The following is a 12,802-nucleotide window of genomic DNA, read 5'->3' as shown; positions in this document are numbered from 1 at the left end:
CATTACTGAATTCCAAATCCCTGCTGGCAAGGTTTACCTGTCGCCAGTCATTGATTGCTTTGACGGGCTGGTGGTGAGCTGGTCGATTGGGACTCATCCCAACGCAAATCTCGTCAACACAATGCTGTGGATTCAACCGATCGATGCAACGCACTCGTTAAACATCTCAGCCGGGGTTCTGTACCCTAAGGTTTTCCTTGGCCGCTCATTTAGCTTTCGGGCAATCGCATCCAGCTCATCCTGTGAGTAGCCAGAGATGTCGAGGCCCTTGGGCAGATACTGCCTGAGCAACCCGTTCGTGTTCTCGTTCGTTCCGCGCTGCCATGGATTTTGCGAATCGCAGAAGTAGACCTGGATGTCGGTGGCCACCGTGAATCGCTTGTGCCCCGCCATCTCCGATCCTCGATCCCAGGTCAAGGAGCGATAGAGCTCTTGCGGCAAGGTCTGTGCATGCCTGGCCAGCGCCGCAGCGACGGTGTAGGAGTCTTTGTCCACCAGCTTGACCAGCATCACGTAGCGCGTGTGTCGCTCGACCAGCGTCGCAATCTGGCTGTAGGCATCGCCGAACAACAGATCGCCTTCCCAGTGGCCTGGAACTGCCCGATCCTCGATGCAGGCTGGACGCTCGCCGATGGGCACTGCATCGACGATACGCCCATGGATGGGTGTTTTCTGCGTGTAGTGGCGTGAGCGACGCATCCCCCGGGTACGCCGCAGGTGCTCTAGAAGCTCTTTCTTTAAAGCCCCGCGTGTTTGAACAAAGAGCGTGCGGTAGATGGCTTCGTGAGACACCTGCAAATCCTTTGCGCCCGGGTAAGTTCGTTTGAGCCATCCTGCTATTTGCTCTGGCGACCACTGACTCTGCAATTTACCCGCCACGATTTGCGCCAGCTCAGGGTTGCAGGCCAACTTGCACGTCTTTGGGCGGCGTGCTCGCTCCCAGGCCGCCTCGTCTGCCTTTGTAGCTCGGTAGCAAGTCTTGCCGCCGTTACGCAGGAGTTCACGGCTGATGGTGGACGCTGCTCGTTTCAAGCGTTTGGCTACACAGCGGACGGACTCACCTGCGGCCAAACTGCGCGATATCTCCTCGCGCTCTGCCAGAGACAGAGTCAAGTGAGATCGGCGTCTTGCACGAGGCCGGATGCCACCCGTTGCACTCAGGATGGTGTGGATGGATGTGTGCGGTCGGTCAAACAGCTTGCCGATCTCGTGCAAGGTATCACCAGCTTTCCAGCGGTCCCACATCAGGGCCTTCTGAGCTTCGGTGTAGTAAATCCGCGGTCTTCGCTTCATGCCAACACTCCTTCCGCCAGAGGCGGTCATTGTGTTGCATTGACCGGTTGAATCCACAGCCTAAAGCTGCCTGCTACTAGATACTTTCAGGGACGTAACCCCGGCTGATTTCCACCACGTGCACGTAACGCCTCATACAACTGCGCCGGTCCAAGCAAGATGGACTTCAGGCCAGCGCGCACACGCTCGCTGTCCAAGGCCTGTTTGCTCATCGTGGTGTAGGCATCAAACGCATCAATGATGGCATCGGTCAGTGCGCCATCTAAGTCTGGTGAATTGTCAAACTGACCTTTGCTGTTATTGCTGGCTTGCTGCACCAAGATCTCAGACTCCAGCAACTTGCCTTTGACGTGGTTCACATAGACAAGCCGGTCCTCGTCGCTTAGTTCGCCTTCGAACAGATCGTTGACCTTCTCCACAAGCTCAGAGAGCAGTACTTTTTGCTTGTCTTGAACGGAGCTGCCTCCGGCTTCTGTCATTGGCTCCAGCTTGTGCTGACCGTCTGCCTGGTGCAGTGCCAAATTACGCTGGCCTTGGTCTTTTAAACGATGGTGTGTCAAAACCACTTTGGACAAGTCCACCCGGGGGTGCGGATAAAAACTTAGACTGGTTTTACGCTGCAAGCCCAAGGCTCTCCCGATACTCGATGGGACTGAGGCCACCCAGGGAGATCTTGATTCGTTTTTCGTTATACCAACGAATATATGAATCAACTGTCTCGATGAACTCTTCAATGGCGGCAAGTTGCCAATACCGTGCAGGCTAACGCCTGCACTTCAACAAACTAGCCTCCACCAAACCCGGTGCGATTCAGTTGGTAGCGATCTTGAGTCGCGGAATTAGTTTTCTGAAGATTTCATTGTCACGCTCCATCACCGTCTTGAAGCCTTCATCGTCGGCATAGACGAAGCCAAGATTGAGCTTCTTCAAAGTCGTCTGGAACTCCGGATCCTTGACGATCTCGGCAACCGAAGTCTTGAGCATCCGAACAACATGCGGAGGAAGTCCCTTTGGACCCATGATGCCCCTCCAAGTCCCAATGACAACGTCGATGTTCTTCTCCTTCATGGTCGGAACGTCCTTGAACTCACTGAGGCGCTTCTCCGCCATCACGCCAAGAATTCGAAGCTTACCAGCAGCAACATAAGTCGCCACTTCTCCCGGACTGGCTGTGACTGCCTCGATTTGACTGCCCAGAAGCGAAAGGATCGAGGGCGCTGCGCCCTGGTAGGGAATGCGATTGAACTGAAGGCCAGTCTTTTCTTCAAAGGCCGCAGCAGCAATGTCATAGATCGATCCATTCCCTGCAGTGCCCATAGAAAACTTTCCGGGCTCCTTGCGCGCAGCCGCAATGAAGTCGTCGAGTGTTTTGTATGGCGAATCAGTTCGAACAACAATCGAAGCAGGATCAGCATTTAGCTGAGCTATGGGGGTTACGTCCGAATAGTTGCGGTTGAAGAGATTCAGGTGAGGCAGGATCACCATTTCGACCGTCACTACCCCAAGCGTATAACCGTCTGGCTTGGCGTTCATCATGTAATTCCATCCGATCCCTCCGCTGGCCCCTGCTTTGTTGATAACAACAATGCCCTTGGGAAAACTCCTCTGGGCTGCAACGGAGAATGAACGAGCTACCGCGTCAGTGCCTCCTCCAGCTTGAAATGGAACTACCAGTTCGATGGTCCGACCCGGGTATTCAGATGCGGCTGCGGTCGTAGCAAATGAAGACGATGAAAGAGCCAATGCCGCAAGGAAGGAGCGACGTTGGAGTTGGTTCATGATTTGTCTCCTTTTTTGAATAATCAGTGAGGTAAAAAGCCTCAGCAAATGAACTGGTCGACGTAGTCGCCGCCAAGCCCGGTTTTGGTGTAGTGCGCTCGGCACATCTCGATCTTCGTGAACACGTCCTCGTAGCCTGTCTGTCGGCCGTAAGGATCGACATAGATCATTGCGCCGGTAATGTGGAACATTGTGATCATCTCGGGCACGTTCTCAGGCACCACCAGCGTATGGGTCTCGCCTGGAGGCTCAAAGACGTAGGAGCCTTCGGTGGCTTTCCAGTCGTGCTCAAGGTAGTGCCAGGAACCGCGTAGAACCACCCCATGCACAGGAGCTGGATGGCGATGTCGGCTAAGCACGCCCGACTTGCGAACTCGTAAGAGATTCACCCAGTAGCCCTGCACGGTGTTGAGGCAAAGCGGGCGAAACCAGACGTTCTCCATTTGCGGAACCCAGACTCGCTCGTCGTCAGGAATCACAGGGCTAACAACGATGTCTTGGGAAACCTCCTTCGGGAGGGGCAGCTGATATGGCATGCGCGACATGTCTAGACCTCCAGCTCGCGACGGACGATCGCCTTCTGTTTTCAAAGTGTTCTCATTCATCTTGATCTTTCGTTGGTACCGCTCAGGCGACCAGATAGCCGCCATCTACAGGCAGCACAGCACCCGTGACGAACGAAGCTGCACTCGAACAAAGGAACATCACAGGACCAGTGATGTCATTGGGTTCCCCCCAGCGTCCTAAAGGAGTGCGCTGAAGGAGTGATGCACTTCGCTGGGGATCCTCCTGCAGACCTTTGGTCAAAGGCGTCGCAATCCAGCCCGGAGCTACTGCGTTCACGCGCACGCCGTCACTGGCCCATGCAATAGCCAGGCTCTTAGTTAACTGTGCAACCCCACCTTTGCTTGCGCTATACGCCGGAACCAGCCCGCCACCAAAGAAGCTAAGCATTGACGCGATGTTGACAAGGCACCCACCGCTTTGAGAAAGGTGATACCGCGCCGAGGCAGCCACCCGCATCGATCCGTTTAGGTTGATGTCGATGACCCGCTGGAACACTGTCGGATCATGCTCTTCCCCTCGGCGAATGACGCCAGCAGCGTTGATCACAATGTCGAGCTTTCGGCAGGTACTCACCACCCGATCGATGGAGCCGCTATTTGTGACATCCATCTCCACAAACTTGAGATCTTCGTTGCTGTCAGGAACATCACTTAGTAGACCTGCGCTGGTGACAGTGCATCCGGCACTACATAGTGCCTGTGCGATGGCCAGACCGATCCCGCTCGTTCCTCCAGAAACGAGCGCATGCTTTCCGCTGAAATCAAACAGCATGTTATGAGCCTCACTTGGAATTAATCGAGCGAGCGCGCACCGCGTTCGAGAACGGGCCTAGAACAGGGCCTTTTCCTGCAAGCGTTGTGCGCCGGAAGACACGGCGGTAGCGCGTCATGTCATACACCTCCGCCTTGTGCAGCGTGGTCCGGTTGTCCCAAACCACCAGATCGCCCTTCTGCCACTTGTGGAAGTAGCAGAACTCTGGGCGTGACACATGCTCGATCAGCTCTCGATGCAGTGCTTGTCCTTCTTCAAGTGAAAGTCCGCTGACCTCGTTACCAGCGTTGGCGGTGATGAAGAGGGATCGTCGCCCATCTTCGTGAACACGCACCAGAGGGTGGGACACAGGAGGGACCGTGTTCTTCTCGAAGTTAGACAGCGGAGGCAGTGAGGCATACATACGGCGGCCATGCTCGTACGAGTGGACCATGTGCAGCGGCTCGATCTTGTCTTTCAGATCTTGCGGCAGCGCCTCATAGGCCAGCACCATATTCGAGAAGCCAGTGCGCCCACCCTGCGCTTCGTCCGGCATCACCTCGATCCCATAGAGCAAGGACGCATAGGCTGGCACGTAGCGGTAAGAGCTATCCGTGTGCCACAGGGCGTTTACCTTTTGAAAGATAACCCGATGATCGGTCTCTGGCAGATGCTCGCCTAGCGCCGACACGTTTGCAACGTTGTAAACGGTGGAGGCAGCCACCGTTTTGTTTTCCTCAGGAAAGTCTTCCAGGGCGCCCCACTGCTCGGAGAAGTCAATTTGCTGCTGCTCATTCAGGATCTGAGCACGGAAGCAAAGCACTCCGTACTTGTCGAGAGCAGTGCGAAAGATCTGGATCTGGTCCGTAGTCTGCGGGCGGGAAAGGTCAGCGCCGGTAATGACCGCACCAAGCGGCCCTTCGAGCGGGGTGATCGTGGCATTGTCGACGATGTCAGCTTGCTCCATTGAATCCTCTTAACGTATGAAAGATGGGGTGGACGACGCAGCGCAGCTAGCGCTTCAGTTCTGGCTCATGTCTGGTATATGTGTGGCATGCCAGACATGTTCCAATAGTATTGGCTTTGGTTTCGAACCATATATGGTGTAAACACTTAGATTGCGCCGGACGGTGAAACAAGAGGCGGCGAGCAGGGCGCGTAGCAGGAGTGGAGCAGCACCTTGTCGTGACCGCCGGGCAGCGGAATGAATCACACTGAATCACACCGGCTTCCGTGGAGGCTCAACTCCTGAGAGGGCGTTGTTGCATAAATGCCGGTCGCAGGTGAGGTAGGCTCGGGAGATGAGTGAGACGAGCTGGGGTCGGGTTAAGTACCGCACAACGAACTGGAAGGCGTACAACGCAGCGTTGAAAGCGCGAGGAGACCTGACCATCTGGCTGGATAAGGACATGCAGTGGCTGGCCCAGCCCAGGGGCAAGCGTGGTCGTTGCCAGAAGTTCTCAGATGCGGCCATCCAGTTTTGCCTGACCATCAAGGGCTTGTTTGGGCAGCCCTTGCGCCAGACACTGGGCCTGGTGCAATCGCTATTGCGTATGGCAGGCCTGCCTTGGTCAGTGCCCGACTACAGCACGGTGTGTCGCAGACAAAAGAGCTTGAATGTGCAGGTGCACTACCGAGCAAGCGAGAAAGGCTTGCACCTGCTGGTCGACTCCACGGGCATCAAGTTCTTGGGCGAAGGTGAGTGGAAAACCAAAAAGCACGGTGCCGAGCGCCGCCGCCAGTGGCGCAAGGTGCATCTGGGTATTGATGCCCAGACACTGCAGATTCGGGCTATCGCAGTCACAACCAATGAAGTAGGTGACTCGCCCATGGCCGCTGTCTTACTGGGCCAGATCCCCAGCCATGAACAGGTAGCTAGCTTGACTGGTGATGGGGCCTATGACACCAAGGATGTGCATGAGGCCTGCTACCTGCGGGGAGCCATTCCAATCATCCCGCCACGCAAGGGAGCGAAGCTACGCAAGGGGCTGGCATTTGCTCACCGCAATGAAGCGGTCAAGGCGTGTAGGCAGTTGGGGCGGGCTATCTGGAAACGCTGGAGCGGCTACCACCGAAGGTCTTTGGTGGAGACCAAGATGAATTGCTTCAAGCGCCTGGGCGAGAAGGTGATGGCCAGGACGTTTGAACGCCAGGTGGCCGAGCTCAATATTCGAGCGTCAATCCTCGATCAATTTACCGCTCTGGGCACACCCCAGACGGTCGCTGCTGCGTAAATCCGTCTGAGGTTTGGGGTAGATCGGCCTCAGGGTGATTTATGCAACAACGCCCCTCAACACCACCGAGTCCACCGTGCAAAAGTGGGAGACTGGTGCCAATCGCCCCAGCGGTATGGCGCTGAAGTTGCTGAACATCGTGCAAAAGCACGGCCTCAAAGTCCTAGCCTGATCAATTCAGACATCGAAGCATCTGAACGTCTACACCTGAGCCCAGCAGCCCACGGTCACCGCCACAGCTTCTCAAACCGAGCCGGATTAGTCGCCGTATAGCGCACCGTATGTTGAATATTGCGGTGCCCCAGATAGTCCTGGATCAACCGCGTATCAGCCCCCCGATCCGCCAGCGCATACCCACAGGCATGGCGAAGCATATGCGGATGCGCCTCAACCAGTAGCCCCGCCTTCTCCCCATAGCCACGCAGAGCTACCCAGACCGTGCGCCGATTAATCGGCATCCTGCGGTTGGACACAAACAGCGCATCACAACCAGGCGCCATTCGGCCTCGCACCGCGAGCCACGCCCGTAAAGCCTTCATCTCATCCGAGCGAAGAGGGTGGGTCGTGGACAACCCACCTTTGAGCCGCTGCACATGCAGCACCCCATCATACAGATCCACCTGAGACAGCTTCAAACCGCAAGCCTCCGACACCCGCAGGCCATGACGGTACATCAAAAGCACTAAACAGCGATCCCGCACCTCATGGGTCGCACCCTTGATAGCGTCCATCAGCTTGGCCACCTCACTCTGGGTTAAATGCTTGCGCTCACTCATCTACCGCTCCTGGTCTGAACCACCCAAACAAAGCCTAAAACAGGCTCGAATCCGTGTTCTCACACACGGCGATCATTTTGTCCAATTTGAGCACGGTTGATGGCAGCTCGCTCAGAGGGGAGGGCGGCTGGGTTTTGGGTCTAAATTAGACAAAAAGACTCTTTTGTCTAATTTTTGTCTTTATGGGGTTGAGATCCAAGTTCAAGTGCTACTCAAATACGAGAGGACGTCGCTGTTTGACCGCCTCCTCTTTAAATTCTGGCGGAAATCTCTGTGCACTCATAACTACCTCCTATGCTCAAAAGATAGGCGGTGTTTGTCTACCTGCCTAGGGGCAGTCCAAAGCCGGGGCGATTCAGTCCTGAGGCAAGGTCTGCCTTGAAAAATCGACCAGGTAGTCGAGCAAACGGTCAGAGGCTTCGCCAGCTTCTACGCCCTTACCTGCCGCGACAGCGCGGATCACATCGAGATGGCGACGTGCCGTCTCAGGAAGATGCACCTTGGGGTCAGCATGAAAGCACCAGAATCGACGGGAAACCGCGTGCAGTGTGGAGACTGTTGATGCCGCCACAGAGTTCCTGGCCGCACGAGCGAGTAGCGTGTTGAGTTGGACATCTAATCGAAGGAATTCCCTGACATTGTGCGCGGAAGCTGCCTTCTGGGTGGGATTAAGTAGTTCGTGAAAAGCCGCTTTGTCGACGTGAGTCGCGCGGCGGGCGGCGGCACTGGCCAACAACCTGTCCAACTCACGGCGAGTCTCGAGTACCTCGAGCTGAAGGCGCACATCAAGTGTGGTGACAACGACCCCGCGCCTGGGGATGATCTGAACCAGGTACTCGCGGGACAAGCGATGCAAAGCCTCGCGAATTGGAGTGGTCCCAATGCCAATTTGGTTGCTGAGGATGGCTTCAGATACGACTTCACCTGGAGCCAGCTCCAGTGTGACGATCATTTCTTCTAGGCGGGCATACGCCTCCGCCATGAGCGTCGCGTGCCCGTCCTTGCTCTTCAGTTCAGCTGCCTCCCGTCTGGTTGAGCGGGGGGAGGTTGGGATGGCCGTCTTCTTCATTTCGATTTTTTGATAGCTGATGTTGCCCCTGTTTTGTGGAGTTCTTAGCTCCCTGCTTACGCGGCCTTTTTGCGCTGTACCTCGTTCCAGCGTTTATCGTATTGCATGGGGCTGAGGTAGCCCAAGCTCGAATGCAATCTGCGGTGATTGTAGAAGGCCATCCAGTTCATGATGACCTGCCTAGCTTGCTCACGGGTAGCGAAGCGCTGGCCATGCACGCAAGCTGCCTTGAGCCTGCCACAGAAGCTTTCGATGGGCGAGTTGTCCCAGTAATTGCCTTTGCGCCTCATGGATGAGCGCATCCCCCACTTTGCTAAAGCAGCTTGGAAATCATAGCTGCAATATTGGCTCACCCTGTCGCTGTGGAAGATAGCGCCCGGCTCAGGGCGTCTTCGCCACCAAGCCATAGCCAGCGCATACTTGACCAAACTGGTTTGCATGTGGGACTGCAAGCTCCAGCCCACAGTCTGACGACTGAACATATCAATCACAGCAGCCAGGTACAGCCAGCCTTCATCGGTGGCGTTATAGGTGATGTTACCGCAAAGAAGTTGGTTGGGTGTTAATTTCCACCCAGAAGTGACCCACTGGGCATGCGGACAAAAACTTGGACTATCAGAGGAGATAGTTCATGTTGCGTATCCTTGCTTGAGGAGTACAGATCTTTGACCAACTGCAGTAGCTCAGTTTTTTCTAGGCCAACGAGCTGAGCTTTTAGATCACTCCAGCCCACTTTTTTCTTTGTCGTCATTTCTTCTTCAAGGACATTGCTTCGAATTCTGCAGCAAGATCGCTTTGCTATAAGCCGTAAAATCGTCTAAGTGCTTGGTGATCACAGCCTCCACAATCGGTAGCTGCAGCGCTTGGTAGTCATGCACGGCAATATTGCGAAATCCCACCATTTTTCGCATGCGTGTGGCTAAGTCGCTCTCAATCCAGCCAGCTTGGGCCAACAAGGTGAATACGTCACGCGAGCTCTGTGGAATGCCAAGCCTTTCGCGGCGAATCAAGTGCTGCCCCATGTCCAGCGCGGCTTCACATGCCCGCTGCACATTCAAGATGGCGGCATCCTGGCGTGTGTGGTCCAACGCAAACGTGGTTGGTGATTTTTCGTACTCTTCTTGGGCACGGATCACACAGCGCTCAATGGTCGCTGCCTTGTTAATCAGTACGTCATCGACCATAGACAGTTCCTGTTGTTTGAATATCTTGCAGCAGACCTGCGCGCGCCTCGTCTAAGGCAGTTTTTTGACTGAGGATGAAGCTCTCATAAAGCGCAGCTTGGCTGTCTTTAGCCCACACACACTTGCCAGTGGTGATGATGCGGTATTGCATGACCGTAGAAGCACCCCTCAGGTCTAACAAGTCAACATCACACTTCACCAAGTTAGCCAACGAGCTGGACAGATCCCACAACTCTTCAGCTGATAGATCATCATCTGTCAGCAGAGCAACATCCAAGTCACTTTCTGCCGTTGCATGGCCAGTGACTTGACTGCCAAAGACATACACAGCAGACAAGCTAGCAACTGCTTCTCGAAGATGATCGACGATGCCTTGATAGTTCATGAGGGATTTTGATTTATACGCATTGATCTTGATTTTTTCACCGAATGCACCGTACTTGCTCGCGTTAACCCCTTGAGGCATCAGATCTTGGCCGTAAGAGGCTGGAGAGCGCACGTTGAGGCACCTTCTTTGTACCGTCTGCCGTTGACTCTACACCCACAACAAATGCTGCCCAGGCATTCATCAGCTCACGCCGCTGCTCCAGCAAATCGGTACGGTGGTAAGCAGCCTCAACCTTATCCTTGATGGTGTGCGCCAACGAACGCTCGGCCAGATCTCTAGAGTAGCCTTGCTCACTGCACCAGTCACGGAAGCTCGAACGAAAGCCATGGGCAGTTGCCACGCGCCCAGACACATCGCTTTCAACATTCAACCTGCGCAACAGCGAGGTGATAGCCATATCTGAAAGCTCTCCCCGCACTCTTACTGAAGGGAAAACCAAGCGTTCATGTTGATGCCTTTGCGCTTCAAGAATTTCCATAGCTCTTGGAGACAGCGGCACGCGATGGGTCAGCTTGGCCTTCATACGCTCAGCTGGCACGGTCCAAACTGCATTTTTCCAGTCTACCTCGGACCAATTCATGCCCCGTGCTTCGCCTGAACGGCAGGCCGTCAAAATTACAAACTCAAGCAACTGCCGGGTTACATCGACACGCCCTTTTGTACGTAAGTTCTTCTGTACGAAAGCAGGAATCAGCCCCCAAGGCATTGCTGGGTGATGCTGAGTCCGTACAGCTTTGCCTGGCTGCTGTGGCAGAAGATGGGTAACTACATCCACAGGGTTCGATTGACAGTGACCATGTGCCCACCCCCAAGCCATCACCGTATGGATTCTTTGCTTGACGCGACTTGCCGTCTCCGCCTTTTCAAGCCAAATGGGCTTGAGCGCATCCGCAACATCAGCAGGCTGAATCTCAGCCAGTAGCTTTGCTCCCAACTTCGGAAAAACGTATTCAGTCAGGGTATTGATCCATTGTTGTCCGTGCTTTGGATTTTTCCAACCCGGTAGCAAGTCTTTGTGCAAGATCTCAGCGGCTTCTTGAAACGTTGGAGCCTTTACGGCTTCTTCTTCCATCGCTTTTTCAGCCAGAGGGTCCTTCCCTTCTGCCAACGTCACCCTCATAGCAGTAGCGCGCTTGGCGACCTCTGCGATGCCAATTTCTGGATACGAGCCCAAGCCTGCATTTCTACGCTTACCGTTCACCGGGCTAACGTAGCGCAGCACCCATTTCCCCCTGCCTTTGGTTTTAGTTGGATGCAGTGCCAATCCCGTCACTCCACCGTGCGGAATTGCTGCACTGTCAGGTTTGATGTTTCGAGCTTTTGCGTCTGTGATGACAGCCATTTGAGACCTCTATCGGTATGCCATTCAGTATGCCATCGGTATGCCATCTGGTATGCCATTTCACACTAGATAGAGTTGGATAACTCAAGTCAAAATAAAACAAAAATCCTTTACCATCAATGACTTATCATTTAAAAATAAGAAGAAAAAAGATCTAGTTGGACGAATGATTAGCGGACACAGCCTCCGCCAGATGACTAAGAAAAAAGCGCCCTTCAGGGCGCTTTTTTCTTGTCTCCATCAATCAACACGTCTGCCAAGCCCAAGATCTGGCTGGACACAACTGAGTCGACTGGCCTCTGATGCCAGCACTCGACTCGATAGAAACATAACCAGTTCAGTAAAGCTGTGTTGTGCGTGATTCAAGAGGTACGGCCTGCACCTCGCCCACGACAAAACAACTGGATTCCGGATTCCCGCTTGACTACCAGTCATGTTGGCGATGACGAAGACGATATTTGAAAACTGCTTCATCACGAACTGGACGTCACACCAAGGCTTTACATCCAAGACGCTTCAGAAAAGCGAGGTGCAGGGCGCACATGAAGCACACCATCGCGCTCGCCGAAATTAGCACGTGCTTGAAAATGGGGATGCTCAGGCAGTTCGGCCAGGGACAGCACGGGCGACACACAGGCTTCCGTACCCTCGAATACACGGCACCAGTGAGCCTGGTCGTGTATGGCAAACAAGGCTGCCAGACGCTGCCGCATCGCAGGCCAGGCGGACTCGTCATGCTGTGCAGGCAAACCGGCCTCCGATAGTCCCAGCCCTCGCAACAAAGCAGCATAAAAGCGCGGTTCGATGGCACCCACAGCCACCGCTTTGCTATCTGCAGTGGGATAGGTCGTATAGAAGTGCGCTCCGCCATCGAATAGATTGCTCTCGCGTTGATCCCTCCATTGGCCAGCTTGCCATCGTCCAAGAATTGGAGCGAGCATTGCCAATGCGCCGTCCACCATAGCCGCATCAACCACGCAACCCTGACCATTGCCGCGTGCCCGGGTCAGTGCCGCCAGGACGCCAGCAATCAGCAGCATCCCTCCTGCTCCAAAATCGCCGACGAGATTGAGCGGCACGGTCGGTACCCCGTCTGCACGGCCTATGGCATGGAGCACCCCGCTGGTAGCGATGTAGTTGATGTCATGCCCCACCGTCTGTGCCAGTGGCCCGCTTTGCCCCCAGCCAGTCATGCGACCGTAGACCAAAGAAGGATTGTGAGCATGGCAGATGCCGGGCCCCAAACCCAAGCGCTCCATGACACCAGGGTGTTGATTTCCACCCAGAAGTGATCCACTAGCCCCCGGTGGAGGTGCGGATAAAAACTTGGACTGGTTTTATGCGGCTAGGCCAAGTTTGTTCCGGTATTCCACAGGGCTTAAACGTCCCAGAGATACCTTGATACGTTTTTCGTTGTACC

The 12,802-nt window shown here is 54.8% G+C and carries 13 protein-coding genes and 3 pseudogenes; 1 reads left to right on the top strand and 15 read right to left on the bottom strand.

Translation table 11 applies throughout. The features are described 5' to 3' along the window. Window positions 1-132 precede the first annotated feature (132 nt). From FSY45_RS27280 to FSY45_RS27250, 7 genes and pseudogenes are all read right to left on the bottom strand, one after another. Window positions 133-1,293, bottom strand: coding sequence for an IS30 family transposase (locus FSY45_RS27280; RefSeq protein WP_046462725.1), 1,161 nt, complete (start codon window positions 1,291-1,293; stop codon window positions 133-135). 86 nt (window positions 1,294-1,379) lie between these two features. Next, window positions 1,380-1,874, bottom strand: a pseudogene (locus FSY45_RS27275) (type I restriction endonuclease subunit R); the annotation flags it as partial. Window positions 1,875-1,905: 31 nt separating this feature from the next. Then, window positions 1,906-2,028: pseudogene (locus FSY45_RS27270) on the bottom strand (IS3 family transposase); the annotation flags it as partial. Window positions 2,029-2,103: 75 nt separating this feature from the next. Then, window positions 2,104-3,072: a tripartite tricarboxylate transporter substrate binding protein gene (locus FSY45_RS27265; protein WP_046462715.1), complete on the bottom strand. Its 969-nt coding sequence runs from the start codon at window positions 3,070-3,072 to the stop codon at window positions 2,104-2,106. A gap of 41 nt (window positions 3,073-3,113) precedes the next feature. Beyond that, window positions 3,114-3,617 carry a 2,4'-dihydroxyacetophenone dioxygenase family protein gene (locus FSY45_RS27260; protein ID WP_046462716.1) on the bottom strand — a complete coding sequence of 168 codons (504 nt, stop codon included), beginning with the start codon at window positions 3,615-3,617 and terminating at the stop codon, window positions 3,114-3,116. Between the two features lie 82 nt (window positions 3,618-3,699). Then, complete coding sequence (locus tag FSY45_RS27255) at window positions 3,700-4,410, bottom strand: SDR family NAD(P)-dependent oxidoreductase (RefSeq protein WP_046462717.1); 711 nt, start codon at window positions 4,408-4,410, stop codon at window positions 3,700-3,702. Window positions 4,411-4,420: 10 nt separating this feature from the next. Further along, window positions 4,421-5,356 carry a TauD/TfdA family dioxygenase gene (locus tag FSY45_RS27250; protein ID WP_046462718.1) on the bottom strand — a complete coding sequence of 312 codons (936 nt, stop codon included), beginning with the start codon at window positions 5,354-5,356 and terminating at the stop codon, window positions 4,421-4,423. A 334-nt stretch (window positions 5,357-5,690) separates the two neighbouring features. On the opposite strand from FSY45_RS27250, the gene FSY45_RS27245 reads away from it, so the two are divergent. Next, window positions 5,691-6,623, top strand: coding sequence for an IS5 family transposase (locus FSY45_RS27245; RefSeq protein ID WP_046462719.1), 933 nt, complete (start codon window positions 5,691-5,693; stop codon window positions 6,621-6,623). 227 nt (window positions 6,624-6,850) lie between these two features. Here FSY45_RS27245 and FSY45_RS27235 read toward each other — a convergent pair whose 3' ends face one another. From FSY45_RS27235 to FSY45_RS27200, 8 genes and pseudogenes are all read right to left on the bottom strand, one after another. Continuing rightward, on the bottom strand, window positions 6,851-7,399 hold the full coding sequence (locus tag FSY45_RS27235; RefSeq protein ID WP_046462720.1) for a tyrosine-type recombinase/integrase: 549 nt from the start codon (window positions 7,397-7,399) through the stop codon (window positions 6,851-6,853). Between the two features lie 355 nt (window positions 7,400-7,754). After that, on the bottom strand, window positions 7,755-8,468 hold the full coding sequence (locus tag FSY45_RS27230; RefSeq protein ID WP_046462721.1) for a GntR family transcriptional regulator: 714 nt from the start codon (window positions 8,466-8,468) through the stop codon (window positions 7,755-7,757). A gap of 56 nt (window positions 8,469-8,524) precedes the next feature. Next, a pseudogene (locus FSY45_RS27225) lies at window positions 8,525-9,028 on the bottom strand (IS3 family transposase); the annotation flags it as partial. A gap of 198 nt (window positions 9,029-9,226) precedes the next feature. Further along, on the bottom strand, window positions 9,227-9,652 hold the full coding sequence (locus FSY45_RS27220) for a DUF86 domain-containing protein (protein ID WP_046462723.1): 426 nt from the start codon (window positions 9,650-9,652) through the stop codon (window positions 9,227-9,229). Further along, window positions 9,642-10,118 carry a nucleotidyltransferase domain-containing protein gene (locus FSY45_RS27215; RefSeq protein WP_317628173.1) on the bottom strand — a complete coding sequence of 159 codons (477 nt, stop codon included), beginning with the start codon at window positions 10,116-10,118 and terminating at the stop codon, window positions 9,642-9,644. The genes FSY45_RS27220 and FSY45_RS27215 overlap by 11 nt, the downstream gene beginning before the upstream one ends. Then, a complete protein-coding gene (locus FSY45_RS27210; RefSeq protein ID WP_046462724.1) occupies window positions 10,102-11,382 on the bottom strand; it encodes a site-specific integrase in 1,281 nt (426 codons plus the stop codon). Before FSY45_RS27210 ends, FSY45_RS27215 begins: the two co-directional genes overlap by 17 nt. Window positions 11,383-11,882: 500 nt before the next feature. Next, a complete protein-coding gene (locus tag FSY45_RS27205) occupies window positions 11,883-12,668 on the bottom strand; it encodes a CaiB/BaiF CoA-transferase family protein (protein WP_255443467.1) in 786 nt (261 codons plus the stop codon). Between the two features lie 51 nt (window positions 12,669-12,719). After that, window positions 12,720-12,802: IS3 family transposase (locus FSY45_RS27200; protein WP_148748560.1), on the bottom strand; the 83-nt coding region annotated here is incomplete at its 5' end.

Source organism: Comamonas sp. Z1, assembly GCF_008121555.1.
In the GTDB taxonomy this organism is placed as follows: domain Bacteria; phylum Pseudomonadota; class Gammaproteobacteria; order Burkholderiales; family Burkholderiaceae_C; genus Comamonas; species Comamonas thiooxydans.
The sequence above is the reverse complement of the archived record's forward strand: the minus strand, read 5'-3'. Positions and strand labels throughout refer to the sequence as shown.

Coding starts and splice junctions, on each gene's coding strand:
- FSY45_RS27280 (WP_046462725.1), bottom strand. CDS start 1,293: ATGAAGCGAAGACCGCGGATTTACTACACCGAAGCTCAGAAGGCCCTG.
- FSY45_RS27265 (WP_046462715.1), bottom strand. CDS start 3,072: ATGAACCAACTCCAACGTCGCTCCTTCCTTGCGGCATTGGCTCTTTCA.
- FSY45_RS27260 (WP_046462716.1), bottom strand. CDS start 3,617: ATGTCGCGCATGCCATATCAGCTGCCCCTCCCGAAGGAGGTTTCCCAA.
- FSY45_RS27255 (WP_046462717.1), bottom strand. CDS start 4,410: ATGCTGTTTGATTTCAGCGGAAAGCATGCGCTCGTTTCTGGAGGAACG.
- FSY45_RS27250 (WP_046462718.1), bottom strand. CDS start 5,356: ATGGAGCAAGCTGACATCGTCGACAATGCCACGATCACCCCGCTCGAA.
- FSY45_RS27245 (WP_046462719.1), top strand. CDS start 5,691: ATGAGTGAGACGAGCTGGGGTCGGGTTAAGTACCGCACAACGAACTGG.
- FSY45_RS27235 (WP_046462720.1), bottom strand. CDS start 7,399: ATGAGTGAGCGCAAGCATTTAACCCAGAGTGAGGTGGCCAAGCTGATG.
- FSY45_RS27230 (WP_046462721.1), bottom strand. CDS start 8,468: ATGAAGAAGACGGCCATCCCAACCTCCCCCCGCTCAACCAGACGGGAG.
- FSY45_RS27220 (WP_046462723.1), bottom strand. CDS start 9,652: ATGGTCGATGACGTACTGATTAACAAGGCAGCGACCATTGAGCGCTGT.
- FSY45_RS27215 (WP_317628173.1), bottom strand. CDS start 10,118: ATGCCTCAAGGGGTTAACGCGAGCAAGTACGGTGCATTCGGTGAAAAA.
- FSY45_RS27210 (WP_046462724.1), bottom strand. CDS start 11,382: ATGGCTGTCATCACAGACGCAAAAGCTCGAAACATCAAACCTGACAGT.